Below are 12720 nucleotides of genomic sequence, written 5' to 3'. Positions count from 1 at the left end.
TTGCTATCAGAGCTAATATTTTAAGCAGCTTTGCGAGAATGTGGAGTAATTGTGTAAGGCTTATGTAAGATGAATCCGTGGAGCTTTTTCAATAGTATTGCGGATGGAACACCTAAAGCAAATACGACAAGCACATATACCAAAACGTATTTAATATGGTGTGGAGAAGGTACTCCGCCGTCAAACTGCCAGCCAAATAACTCTACATAAAGGCCGTGTATAAGATAGAATTCCAGAGTTATCGTTCCCATGAACTTAAGGAATTTGTTTCCAAAAGCGACTTTCATATTTATAAGCAGAACAGTGAAGACAAATTCTGTTGTCAAAAATACCTGAGATAGAAGGCTTACTCTTCTTCTAAAAACAGTGTCGGGAGCTCCCCAGTTGTCTCCATAGTAACCAAATATATTACAGATAAATCCGGAATAAATATATAGCGGGTAAAAGAGCAGAAGTGCTGCAACAAGATATACCCAGTAGTGTTTTTTCAGGTGAGGGATTATCTTATCTTCAAATTTGGCAAAGATAATTCCTACAGGGAACAAGAATACGCAGTTGTACCACCATTCGCCCCTTATCCAATAGTCATTGTGGTCAATTCTGGTGCCAAGCAGCATGTAAAATACCACAAATGCAGTGGTTGCGAGAACTGCGAGCCCATCCTTTTTTATGAATTTAAAAGAAAAATAGAAAGCCAGATAAAAGAACGGCAAAACTATTACATACCAGGTATTCGGATTGCAGAGCTGTATGCTTGTAAGGTAAAGAATTACCTGCTTGGCATCCATTTTTTCTCCGACAAGGAGCCTTGCAATAAAAAAGATCACAGTGGTTGTGTAAAGCGCCAGAACAACAGGCAGAATACGCTTTTTTATGAAGCCGTCAAGATAGTTTTCCTTGGTGTGATAGCTCTTGTAGACTCCATAACCGTTGAAAAAGAGGAATATAGATACCAAGAGATATCCAATAGGCACGAACATGTCAAGACCGTGAACTATGCGCGTTTGCGGCTGTATCCAGGACGCACAGGTTTTCTGCGCGATGTGATGGAGCATGATGCATATTGCCAGAAATCCCTGAATGGCCTTTGTCTGCTCCAGAGACAGAAAACCATCGTTGAATCTTTTTCCTGAAAATTTTGCTCCCCATAGCAAAATAACAGGTAGTGCTACGTAAACTAAATAAATTGCTTGTTTCATACTATACCTCCAATAATAAATACTAACCCCATTTAATAGTAGTCTTTTGCCAAAAATCCCGCTAATCAGATGTATTTAAGCACTGTTCATAAATTGCGATTTTTATGGTCCCCGTCCCCAAGAGACACAGGACAAATATTCTGTTAAAATAAATATGAACAAATTATCGATATTACAAACATACAACAAATTGACGAGACAAAAGAACCGTCCCTGTGACCTAGGAGGTGCACCATGCTTAAAGATTTCGTTAAACCTGATTATTCAGATGCAGATGAACTGAAAATGCGTATCAAAGAGGAGCGAGCCCATCTGACTGCTTCACAGATGAAGATAAAAGAGGCAGGCCTTCCTGTTATGGTCATTTTTGAAGGCTGGAATGCAGCAGGGAAAGGGGCTCTGATCGGTAAAGTTATAAGGAATATCGATCCCAGATTTTTCAGGGTTGCTACCATGGATAGGCAGCCAAGTGATGAGGAAAAGAGATATCCATTCCTTTACAGGTTCATAAAGGAAATTCCCGAAGCAGGCAAATTCAGATTTTATGATACCTGCTGGATGAATGAGGTAGTAAGCGGAGTAATTGATGGAAAGCTTGGCGAAGAAGAATATAAAAAGAAAGTCCATTCGATAAATGTTTTCGAGAGGCAGCTTTGTGATAATGGATATCTTGTTATGAAGTTCTTTTTCCATATCTCTAAAAAAGAACAGAAAAAGCGCCTGGATAATCTTCTTGATAGCAAGGACACAAAGTGGAGAGTTGACGATGAAGATATAAGACAGAACAAGAATTATGATGACTGCCTTGATGTGTTTGAGCGATACCTTGAAGATACCAATGAATCCAGAACTCCATGGTACATTATTGATGCTACGGACAAGAAAGTGGCTGAGTTTGAGGTTTTGAGATTCTTGAATCAGGGAATAGATATTGCTCTGACTAATCAGAGGATGAATGTGCCTATCCTTCAGAATACTTTCCCGATGGAGAAAATGAAAAAGCTATCTGATATTTCCCTTGATGACAAGGTTCTGACTGATGAGGAGTATGATGAGGAGCTTGAAAAACTCCAGAAGGAGTTAAGAGACCTTGGAAATAAGGTTTACAGAAAGAAAATCCCTGTCATTATTGCTTATGAGGGCTGGGATGCGGCAGGAAAAGGCGGAAATATAAAGAGAATTACTGAAGCCCTGGATCCGAGGGATTACGTGGTTGAGCCAATTGCAAGTCCGGAGCCCCATGAGAAAGCAAGGCACTATCTCTGGAGATTCTGGACTAGACTTCCTAAGACCGGGCACATTACCGTTTTTGACAGGACTTGGTATGGACGAGTAATGGTTGAGAGGCTTGAGGGCTTTTGCTCTGAGAATGACTGGAAAAGAGCTTACAATGAGATCAATGAATTTGAAAAAGAGCTTTCTGACTGGGGAGCAGTGATCATCAAATTCTGGGTGCAGATAGACAAGGATACTCAGCTGGAGCGTTTCACTGACAGACAGAATACACTTGAAAAACAGTGGAAGATCACCGATGAAGACTGGAGAAATCGTGACAAATGGGATCTTTATGAGACTGCGATCGATGAGATGATAGAAAAGACCAGCACAGCATTTGCGCCATGGTATGTTCTTGAGTCAGTTGATAAAAAGTATGCAAGAATAAAGGCTCTTAAGATTGTAATCGAACAAATTAAAAAACGCTTGTAATTAAAAGGACTGCACATTTTTCTCCGTTTGAGAATGATGTGCAGCCTTTTTTTCTACAAAATTTTTGAAGTAAAAAGTCAATTTACCAGATACGATAATTTCCTGACAAAGCCAGAAATGCAAACATATACAGACAGTTGTCGTAATATCTGCGGACACCCTTTCTAAGGGGCTGATTCCAGAACCAGTCTACCCATTTTTTAGCAATTTCAAAATCACTATCTTTTTCTTCACTATATGGCACAGTAAGTGCGCCCTGAGCGATTGTAGCAAGTAAGCCTACAGGATGAAGAACGCATTTTTCGACCGGAGTTCCATCGACTTTGTAAGTACATCTGCCTGCTTCAAGGGCAGTGCCGAAAAATTTCATCATGCGAAGTGGGGCAGAGAGCTGCCCTTCATCATCGCCAAACCACACCGCATCAAGGCCGATATTTGCTGCGGTTCTGTATGCATCGCTAAAGAAATTACCATAATATCCCCATGGAAGCTCCTCATCCAGCGGAGTGCCATCGAAATTAGCATATTCTGAGCTAAGTCCGGTAACAGGATGGCATGCCTTTGCAAGGTACTTCCTGCTGACTTCTGCAGCTTTTTTAAAGAATTCTCTGTCCTCTTCATATGCCCATAGTGAAAAGAGCTCATAAAAGTGCGGAAGATGGTAGGATGGATCTGTGAAAGGACTGCCAGGAACAAACAAAATCTGGTGATTTTCTTTATTCCACATGGTAGTTCCCGGTCTTCCGTTTTCACCCTTATGAAGGCATGCTCTTAACAAATTTTTTGCTTCCCTGGAATATTCAAAGATACCTTCGCCGTCTCCCCATCTGTGAGAAGCAAAGAAAAGAGCCATGGCAAAAAATTCTTCTCCATCAGGGGCGGGACCATAGGCATTTTTGGTGCCGTCTGTCTGGCATGACCAGGCAAAATACCCTTCGTTTTCGCCATCTTCCATGTACATATATGTTTTTGACCATTTCCAGATGCGGTCAAATTCTTCCTTCATATCAAGCTGCACACATATCATCATGCCATAAGACATTCCCTCTGTCCTGGCATCGTTATTTCCGGTATCTGTAAGATAGCCTGTGTTATCTTTTGACTCATGATAAATTCTCTCTTCTTCATCGTAGAAAAAAGTGTTTACGATTTCTTTTAACTTATCTTCAATTTCCCTATCTGTTTTCCCTATCTCTTTAAAAATATTTCTGTATATTCCGCTGTCAAATGCCCCCATTTATGTCCTCCTAAAAATATAAGTCTTACGCTATTTTGTATTATCTTATACAAAGCATCCCAAAGGCTTATCTGTTATTGCTCAATTATTCTCAAATAATAATGTAAGTTACGGGAACTAAGCATAATATATTTTATTTGATATAAAAAATGACTATAATTAGTACATGGTCGTTTATAAGGGGGAAGTCGTACATATTGGGGGATTTTATGAGATCAGAAGCAGATATCATGAAAAAGCTAAACGATGAGATAGATAGTTACCTTACATGTCCTAAGTTCACTGTGGAAGAGCATGCTCACAATGTCACAATGCTGGCGTGGGTTCTTGATATATCTGATGAGCACTTGAGTGAGATGATAAAAGAATCAGAGGCATCTTTTGGTGGACCAATGGATAGGTCTGATTATTATGCTGAAGAGTAGACATTTAGAAGAATAAAAAAAAGTTGCGATTAGGTCAGGGTTGCTCAAATAAAAAATAGAAGAGGGGAAAGACCATTTATATTAATTTATTAGAATGTGGTTTAAACAACATACATATCAAATACAGTTTATTATACTGATACCATCAAAACAAGGATTAAAGAGAGGTTTAAAGATGGTAAGGAAGATAATAAAGATTGATGAAGAAAAGTGTAATGGCTGTGGCATATGTGCAAGTGCCTGCCATGAAGGCGCTATTGATATTATCGATGGAAAGGCAAAGCTTGTCAGAGAGAACTTCTGCGATGGATTCGGCGATTGCTTGCCGGGCTGCCCTATGGGAGCAATTTCTTTTGAGGAAAGGGAAGCACCTGCCTACGATGAAGCGGCAGTAAAGGCAATGCATGAGAAAAAAGTATTGGTAAAAGATATAAATGAAATGCAACATGCTGAGGGACATGGATGTCCCGGATCAAGGTTTATGCAGCTTAAGAGCAGGATTCAGGTTGATGAGGATCCTGGAATGGATATGGTTTCAAGAATGAGCTTGCACCCCTCAAGGCTGATGCAATGGCCTTGCCAGATAAAGCTTTTACCAACACAGGCAGATTTTTATGATGGCGCAAAGCTCCTTATAGCTGCAGACTGCACAGCATACGCTTATGCAAATATGCATGAGGAATTCATGAAGGGAAAGGTTACAATGATAGGCTGTCCAAAGCTTGATGAAGGCGATTACACCGAGAAACTCACAGAAATTATCGCTAATAACGATATTGCAGGAGTAACAATAGTGAGAATGGAAGTGCCATGCTGCGGAGGACTCCAGAGAGCTGCTGAGAATGCCATAAGAAACAGTGGAAAATTCCTTCCCTGGCAGGTTGTTACAATTTCAAGAAATGGTGAGGTTATTGAGTAAATTATTCAATAAGCAGATATTCCTAGGAGTTTAAAAATAGAAAGTTTATACTGAAGTAAAAGAGAAATAAAAGGAGGCGCATTATGGCAGCACTTAATGAAAGAAAAGTAGCAGTAGTAGGTTGTGGATTTGTCGGCTCAGCATCAGCTTTTGCTCTTATGGAGAGCGGGCTATTTTCCGAAATGGTGCTGATTGATGTGAACAAAGAAAAAGCAGAAGGCGAGGCACTTGATATCAGTCACGGGCTTCCTTTTGCCAAACCTATGCAGATATATTCCGGTGATTACAAGGATGCTGGAGATGCTGCAGTTGTGGTTGTCACAGCAGGTGCCGGACAGAAACCGGGGGAGACCAGATTGGATCTTGTGAAAAAGAACGTAGGTATCTTCAAATCCATAATCCCAGAGATTGCAAAGTACAATAAAGAGGGAATTCTTTTGATAGTGGCAAATCCTGTGGATATACTTACCTACGCTGCGGCAAGACTCAGTGGTTTTCCTGAAAACAGAGTGTTTGGCTCAGGAACTGTTCTTGATACAGCCAGGTTTAAGTATCTTCTTGGCGAGCACCTAAGTGTAGACAGCCGTTCAGTACATGCTTTTATAATTGGTGAGCATGGAGACAGTGAGATTGCAGCCTGGAGCAGTGCAAATGTTTCAGGAATTCCAATCCATGATTTTTGTGAGATGAGAGGACATTTTGAACATGAAAAGTCTATGAAAGAGATAGCAGAGAATGTCAAGAACAGCGCCTATGAGATCATTGAAAAGAAGGGCGCAACATATTATGGAATTGCCATGAGTGTAAGGCGTATCTGCGAAGCAATCATACGAGATGAGAAATCGATACTTCCTATCTCCAGCATACAGCATGGTGAAAATGGCATTGATGGTGTGGCACTCAGTATGCCGGCTATAGTTGGAAGAAGAGGCGTTGAAGGTTCTGTGCCGATCAGACTAAACGAACAGGAAAAAGAAGCACTTCTTAAGTCTGCGGGAACATTAAAAGCTGTAATTGATGAATCTATTTAAAGAATATGGCACAATATATATGACCGAGCATTGTCAGTGAATTTAGCATTTATCAAAGAAATGATTGAAAAAATATAGAAGAAAGAGTAGTTTGAAATATAGAGGCATTGGCCTCTATATTTTTTTTATGAGAAATCGGGAGGAAAAGCCGTAAACAGCGCTATTTATGTAAGCAATAAAGCAAAATATAATGAGCAGATTGACGTACTAAAGGAATCATCAGAGCTCTACGATACAGTTAATAAGGCCCTCGATGAGCATTATTCATTCTTGTATGAAATTCGAGATATAAATGCCAAAGGCTATACTTCTTTTTAGAAGAAAGCACTTCTTATAGAATATGCACGCCTTGATAAAGAAAGTACTATTGCGTAATTAGAACTGTTTGGAAATGTCTAGAAATACAATAGGAGTGCATTGGAAATGCTTTTGGAAATGCCATGAGAGAAGTTATGACTCTGGTTCTGCCTCTATTCATATTATGGGTAAAAGAGGCAGTGAATATATGCGATGCAGATAGAGAATTTTGTTGTCATGTGGGATAAGTGATTGAGTTTTCGCCTGTTTATCCTACAATTCAGAACTTCAAATTCTTTAAATTGGGCGAGATGTAGGATAAACGTGCAGCTATTGGCAATCTTATCCCACTTTTCAAGCTTCCAGGAGCTTCAGACCAAGAAAAAAGTAGGATAAATGCTTCAATTTGATAGTATTTATCCCATTTTTCAAGATTTTAATGACTCAAAATACGAAAAAGTATGGGATAAAAATGCTAAAACAGAGGCGTTTATCCTACTCCAAAAAAATCCCAACTTTTTCAATTCAGTAAAAGATTCAATTTATAAGAATTGATTCATCATATTCAATTCATCAGATCCAGGTATAGTCTCCGCCAGTAACAGCTAAAGATAGAAGTGCATCCATGCGCTCAACTTCTTCTTTTCCCTCAACAACCTGCAAAAGCTTGGCTGTTTCTTTTACGACCGGCATTTCCTCATCAGGACCTATTTCCATGTCAGGCTCCTTGCCACAGTATGGGCAAACAATACTTGGGCCAACCTTTGTTGATAAGAATCTATTAGCACATTCGCTGCATTCATAGAATCCAGCAAGTGTAGTTCCCTCTGGTACGTAATACATATTTTTCCTCCTGTATATGAAAAGAATGCTTTTTCCTGATTGAGTATACCACAAATAGGGGAGCCAACAACTTGCAAAAGTTTAAATATAGTAAATGTTTCAGCACCTAAACCTGCCACAAAATAAACTCATTCGTATAATTAATCATCAAACAATTGAGGAGGGTAAAAATGAATACTTTGTTTAAAATCTTAATGATGATTAAATTACGAAATAGAAGATACATTACCTGTTCTTTTCACAGATGACCAAAGGTAAGGGGAGACATTCTCCCCTTTATTTTTTTTGCAGTGATATTTGATGAGAAAATTGCCCCAAAAATGTATGACATCTTATATAATTAGTACTGTTGATTGAAAATGACTACATTTTTAGGGGAATAAAGATGAAAAAAGGAAAGATGGGAAAATTATTGAGCTGCGTTACTTGCGTGGCGTTGTTGATGGCGGGATGTTCTAATGCCGGTAAGCCTGTCGAGAAACAGAGCAGCACATTAGAAGAATCGCCACAAACGCTAAGTAGTGAAGAAGAGAATTCTTTTACTGATACTTCTGAAAACACTGAGTCTGAAACAGACTGGAAAGTGGCAATTAAAGATCTTCCTGATGATTTTATATTAGGAATGGATGCCTCTTCTGTTCTTGTAGAGGAGAACAGTGGTGTGAAATACCATGGATTTGACGGACAGGAGCAGGATGTATTCAAGACATTGTCAGAAGCTGGGATTAATTATATCCGGTTGCGCGTGTGGAATGATCCATATGATTCAGACGGAAACGGCTATGGTGGAGGTAACAATGATGTTCCTACAGCAATTGAGCTAGGAAAAAGAGCTACCAAATACGGAATGAAGGTTTGCATAGATTTCCATTATTCAGATTTCTGGGCAGATCCCAAAAGGCAGCATGCTCCTAAAGCTTGGGAGGGCATGGAACTTGAGGAAAAGAGCGAGGCACTCTATGAATTTACTAAAGACTCATTGAGTCAGATGCTTGATGCAGGTGTCGATGTAGGGATGGTTCAAATTGGAAATGAGATAAACTATGGAATGTCAGGGGAAACCAAACTGGAAAATGTCATTACTCTTCTTAAATCCGGAAGTAAGGCGGTCAGGGAAGTTTCTAAAGAATATGATAATGACATGAGCATAGTGGTCCACTATACGAGAATAACAGATAAAGCAGATGTCCTTGATCTTGTGTCTAAACTTGTTGATAATGACCTCGATTTTGACATGATTGGAATGTCTTATTATCCATTTTGGGATGGAAGCATGGAAAATATGAGCCGTGTTCTGGAATTGATACAAGAGCGATATGGAAAGAAGGCTTTTTTAGCTGAAACATCATATGCTTATACAAATGAAGATGGAGATGGATCCGGAAATAGTTTTAGTGCAAATGATGCAGTAGAGGGCTATGAAGTATCTGTTGATGGACAAGCATCTATTTTGTACGATATCTGTAAGCATGTAAATGAAGCTGGAGCCGCAGGAATATTCTACTGGGAAGGCACTTGGATTCCGGTAGGTCCTGCTTCTTCAGACAATTCGTCAATCTGGGAAAAATATGGCAGTGGTTGGGCCAGCAGCTTTGCTTCAGACTATGATCCTGAAGATGCCGGAAAATACTATGGTGGCTGTTCATGGGACAATCAGGCTATGTTTGATTTTGAAGGAAATCCGCTTGAATCACTGAAAGTGTTTAAGTATATGAGAGAATGATCAAGGTGAGAATGACAGTCAGCAGATGTATCATGAATAGGAGGAATATATGGAAAATTTCAAGTTTTACGCACCAACAGAGGTGATTTTTGGAAAAGATGTAGAGAACCAGACCGGCGAAACTGCATGTAAATACGGAAAGAAAGCACTTCTTGTATATGGTAAGGGAAGCGTTATAAAGAGCGGACTTCTTGGCAGAGTAGAAAAGTCTTTGGCCGATGCCGGCGTTGAATACAAAGAATTTGGAGGCGCTAAGCCAAATCCCACTTTGGCACATGCCGAAGAAGGTATAAAAGAGGCATTATCTTTTGGCGCTGACATGATAATCGGCATAGGCGGCGGAAGTGCCATAGATACGGCAAAGGCAATCGCACATGGAACTGCCAATTCCGATCAGGATTTGTGGTCATTATGGACAAGGAAGGTTCCGCTTACCAGATCTCTTCCGGTGGGCGCTGTCCTTACAATTGCAGCTGCAGGCAGTGAAATGAGCGATTCTGCGGTTTTAACCAATGAAAACCTTGGTAAGAAAGCCGGCATCAACACTGATTTTAACAGATGCAGGTTTGCAATTGTAAACCCTGCCCTTGGAATGACTCTCCCAAAGAATCAGCTGTCAGCCGGTGTCACAGACATAATGATGCACACAATGGAGAGATATTTTATTCCGGATATTCAGTGTGATATGACAGACGAGATCGCTGAGGGACTTCTACGCACAGTTATTAAGAATGGTAAGAAAATAGTGGAAGATCCGTCTGACTATAATGCTATGTGTGAAGTTTTCTGGGCATCAAGCCTTTCTCATAACAATCTTACGGAATGCGGAAGAGGAAAGGATTTTTCTGTTCATAAGCTGGGACATGCCCTTTCTGCCCGCTATGATGTGACACACGGTGATTCACTTTCTGCAGTCTGGGGTTCATGGGCAAAAGAACTGTATAAGGGTGCAGTGCCTCGTTTTGCAAGATTTGCCGAAAAGGTTTGGGGAATCTCTGAAAGCGACGATGAAAAGGCAGCTCTTTTAGGCATAGAAAAGACAGTAGATTTCTTTAAGAGTATTGGAATGCCTGTAAGTTTAAAAGACCTTGGAATAGATCCTTCCGATGCAGATCTGGAGGCTCTATCTCTTGACGCAACCATGCAGGGAACAGTAAAGCTTTCAAGAATAAGGCCACTTGATGCAAACGATGTTAAAAAAATCTACGAAGCCGCTAGGGAATGATCATACGGAAGGAAACTAAAGTCAATTTATGTGCCCGATTATCCAATCTTTCGTATAAAGTATTGTGATTCATATAATGAATAATTACTGAAGGGGATATTATGGATAACAATGTAAAAATGGTTCCAGCGATCTGTACACAGTGTGGCGGAACAGTCGAGGTTGATAAGACGAAAGAGGAAGCAAAGTGCCCTTTTTGCGGGACTTCTTTTGTGATTGAAAAGGCCATAAACAATTACAATGTGAAATATGCAACTATTGAGCATGCTGATAATGTGAATATCGATGTTACCGGAGCTGTTAAGGAAGTTCTTGATTTTGCGGGCACTCAGATGAGTGAGTCCAGAAAGGTAAGATCGGAACAAAGAAAGATAGATTCTGAGCTGCACAGCAAGAATACCATTGCATTTTTTAAGCTCTACGGCTTTATGTTTGCAGGGATGCTTGTTTTTGGACTAATAGCATTCATAATAATGCAGTTTACCGGGAATACCGGTGGTGATGAACAGGGTGAAGAAGCCGGAACATCTGTTATCGAGTGCCAGGTTAAAGAGGGAGCTCTTTTTACTGATATAGACATAAGCGATGATCTCGAATGGAAATACCAGGATTTTGACAGCTATGGGGTGTCTCTTTCTTCTGAAGACAGCTATGTAAACAGTTATCATAGCTGCATAGTTCCAAATAACACTTTTGATGAAGGCGTGGGATATGCAATTACGGCTGGGTTTGACAGAATTGCCATGGCCAGCGATCCTTCATACTATAGCGTTGTGAAGGTATACATAGAAGACTATCAGATTGTAAATGCCGATGATCCGGTTATTGTCGAAAGTTTATCTGAATACAGTTACGAGTAATGAAATTTTTGAGAGCATTTAAGCAAGGGATTTTTTCTTCTTGCCTAAATGCTCTTTTTGCATATGCGTAAGTGCTTTGGATTCGTACGCCACCATTGACTGAGCCTGAGGAAAACGCCTTGGTCTGGGAGCCGACGGTGAGGATGAGGGGAACAGTTAATTTTATACTCACCGTCGGATTCAGCATTGTAGCGTTTCCCTCAGAACCCGTCAATGGCAAGCACCTGGCGGTGTGGCTTGTTTAAGGTGGCTCAGGATCCAATTCCGAGAACAGTAGGGGCTACTTTCAAGAAAACGCAGGCGTGCCAGTTTTCGCATGCAGCATGTTGCATACGAAAGTGAGGCTAAAGGAAGTTTGTATGTGCCCACTATATGGGTAGTAGTTTAATAGCTTTTATCGCGGACGAATGGGCACATACGGTAATTATCCGTCCATAGCCACCCTTTTAACGGGTGGCCAGAGGCTTGAAATCAGCCTATATGCCCATTTGAGCGCTCGTGAGGTGTGGCTGGACTCGCAAAAAGCTGCTATATGCCCAGAATAACTATCTCCATTAAATATGGACTGTTATACGGACGGAATGATATGGATTGAATGAGCATAATGATCCATACAAATGTTTAAGAATTGCAATATATTAGGTAGGATTGAAGGGAAATCGTAATATGAAAGCGTGAGCAGCAATTTACAAGCAATTGATGTCTTTTATATATGGGATTATAGCGGGATTAACTGAGCTGTAGGATAAGATTGAGAAAACTGTAATATCTATCCCATTCTATACAAGTCGATTTTCATAGGCGTGGGATAAAACCTGAAATTCTATCGAAGTTATCCCACATTTTCAGCCTTCTGAACACTGCGATTTACCTGAAAGTAGGATAAACGTGAAAGAAACCATCGATTTATCCTACAAGCCAGCAGATTTGTTAACAAAAATGATAAGAATAGACTAACTATTAAAAGTCAACAAGAAAATGAAGATTTTTGAATAAAACATCGTTAGGTGTTTTAGATAGCCTGGAGGCAGGCTTAAGCCTCAATTAGTACCTTGAAAACTGCATGACAAACAGAGCATCTGAAAAGGTGCTCTAAGAAAAGGATGTAAGTTAAAGACTCTTTATTTTCGGTAGGCTTCGCCTGTAAGTTCCATCCGATAGATGGTGCGTATCAGCTTTTTCGCCGCATGACCGACAGCAACATTGTAATGCTTGCCTTCACTTATCTTCTTTGAAAGGTAGGCTCCGAAGCTT

Annotated in this window: 10 protein-coding genes; 7 read left to right on the top strand and 3 right to left on the bottom strand. The window is 40.2% G+C overall.

Features of this window, described 5'->3' with window-relative positions; translation table 11 throughout:
• Positions 1 to 20: 20 nt before the first annotated feature.
• Positions 21 to 1199 (bottom strand): acyltransferase family protein, encoded by a 1179-nt coding sequence (locus tag BM146_RS16860; RefSeq protein ID WP_074891591.1) that lies wholly within the window; start codon positions 1197 to 1199, stop codon positions 21 to 23.
• Between the two features lie 234 nt (positions 1200 to 1433).
• Between BM146_RS16860 and pap the strand changes: the two genes are divergently transcribed.
• Positions 1434 to 2906 (top strand): polyphosphate:AMP phosphotransferase, encoded by a 1473-nt coding sequence (pap, locus tag BM146_RS16855; RefSeq protein WP_074891589.1) that lies wholly within the window; start codon positions 1434 to 1436, stop codon positions 2904 to 2906.
• Positions 2907 to 2988: 82 nt separating this feature from the next.
• Here pap and BM146_RS16850 read toward each other — a convergent pair whose 3' ends face one another.
• Positions 2989 to 4143: a glycosyl hydrolase family 8 gene (locus BM146_RS16850; RefSeq protein WP_074891587.1), complete on the bottom strand. Its 1155-nt coding sequence runs from the start codon at positions 4141 to 4143 to the stop codon at positions 2989 to 2991.
• Between the two features lie 209 nt (positions 4144 to 4352).
• Between BM146_RS16850 and BM146_RS16845 the strand changes: the two genes are divergently transcribed.
• The 3 genes from BM146_RS16845 (at position 4353) to BM146_RS16835 (ending at position 6518) form a co-directional block, all read left to right on the top strand.
• On the top strand, positions 4353 to 4568 hold the full coding sequence (locus tag BM146_RS16845; protein WP_074891585.1) for a hypothetical protein: 216 nt from the start codon (positions 4353 to 4355) through the stop codon (positions 4566 to 4568).
• A gap of 175 nt (positions 4569 to 4743) precedes the next feature.
• A complete protein-coding gene (locus BM146_RS16840) occupies positions 4744 to 5487 on the top strand; it encodes an ATP-binding protein (protein WP_074891583.1) in 744 nt (247 codons plus the stop codon).
• A gap of 83 nt (positions 5488 to 5570) precedes the next feature.
• Positions 5571 to 6518 (top strand): L-lactate dehydrogenase, encoded by a 948-nt coding sequence (locus tag BM146_RS16835; protein ID WP_074891581.1) that lies wholly within the window; start codon positions 5571 to 5573, stop codon positions 6516 to 6518.
• Between the two features lie 870 nt (positions 6519 to 7388).
• Here the strand turns inward: BM146_RS16835 and BM146_RS16830 are convergent.
• Complete coding sequence (locus BM146_RS16830) at positions 7389 to 7658, bottom strand: hypothetical protein (protein ID WP_074891579.1); 270 nt, start codon at positions 7656 to 7658, stop codon at positions 7389 to 7391.
• A gap of 385 nt (positions 7659 to 8043) precedes the next feature.
• Here BM146_RS16830 and BM146_RS16825 point away from each other — a divergent pair, with 385 nt between their 5' ends.
• From BM146_RS16825 to BM146_RS16815, 3 genes are all read left to right on the top strand, one after another.
• On the top strand, positions 8044 to 9381 hold the full coding sequence (locus BM146_RS16825; RefSeq protein WP_074891577.1) for a glycoside hydrolase family 53 protein: 1338 nt from the start codon (positions 8044 to 8046) through the stop codon (positions 9379 to 9381).
• A 49-nt stretch (positions 9382 to 9430) separates the two neighbouring features.
• Positions 9431 to 10606, top strand: coding sequence for an iron-containing alcohol dehydrogenase (locus BM146_RS16820; protein ID WP_074891575.1), 1176 nt, complete (start codon positions 9431 to 9433; stop codon positions 10604 to 10606).
• Positions 10607 to 10707: 101 nt separating this feature from the next.
• The gene (locus BM146_RS16815; protein ID WP_074891574.1) at positions 10708 to 11466 is read left to right on the top strand and encodes a TFIIB-type zinc ribbon-containing protein; all 759 of its coding nucleotides are present in this window, start codon (positions 10708 to 10710) and stop codon (positions 11464 to 11466) included.
• Positions 11467 to 12720 lie beyond the last annotated feature (1254 nt).

It is taken from the genome of Butyrivibrio proteoclasticus, assembly GCF_900115735.1.
Lineage (GTDB): Bacteria > Bacillota > Clostridia > Lachnospirales > Lachnospiraceae > Butyrivibrio > Butyrivibrio proteoclasticus_B.
The sequence above is the reverse complement of the archived record's forward strand: the minus strand, read 5'-3'. Positions and strand labels throughout refer to the sequence as shown.

Bases quoted from the DNA above. Each gene is read 5' to 3' on its own strand.
- BM146_RS16860 (WP_074891591.1), bottom strand. From the start codon at position 1,199: ATGAAACAAGCAATTTATTTAGTTTACGTAGCACTACCTGTTATTTTG.
- BM146_RS16815 (WP_074891574.1), top strand. From the start codon at position 10,708: ATGGATAACAATGTAAAAATGGTTCCAGCGATCTGTACACAGTGTGGC.
- BM146_RS16820 (WP_074891575.1), top strand. From the start codon at position 9,431: ATGGAAAATTTCAAGTTTTACGCACCAACAGAGGTGATTTTTGGAAAA.
- BM146_RS16825 (WP_074891577.1), top strand. From the start codon at position 8,044: ATGAAAAAAGGAAAGATGGGAAAATTATTGAGCTGCGTTACTTGCGTG.
- BM146_RS16845 (WP_074891585.1), top strand. From the start codon at position 4,353: ATGAGATCAGAAGCAGATATCATGAAAAAGCTAAACGATGAGATAGAT.
- BM146_RS16850 (WP_074891587.1), bottom strand. From the start codon at position 4,143: ATGGGGGCATTTGACAGCGGAATATACAGAAATATTTTTAAAGAGATA.
- pap (WP_074891589.1), top strand. From the start codon at position 1,434: ATGCTTAAAGATTTCGTTAAACCTGATTATTCAGATGCAGATGAACTG.
- BM146_RS16835 (WP_074891581.1), top strand. From the start codon at position 5,571: ATGGCAGCACTTAATGAAAGAAAAGTAGCAGTAGTAGGTTGTGGATTT.
- BM146_RS16830 (WP_074891579.1), bottom strand. From the start codon at position 7,658: ATGTATTACGTACCAGAGGGAACTACACTTGCTGGATTCTATGAATGC.
- BM146_RS16840 (WP_074891583.1), top strand. From the start codon at position 4,744: ATGGTAAGGAAGATAATAAAGATTGATGAAGAAAAGTGTAATGGCTGT.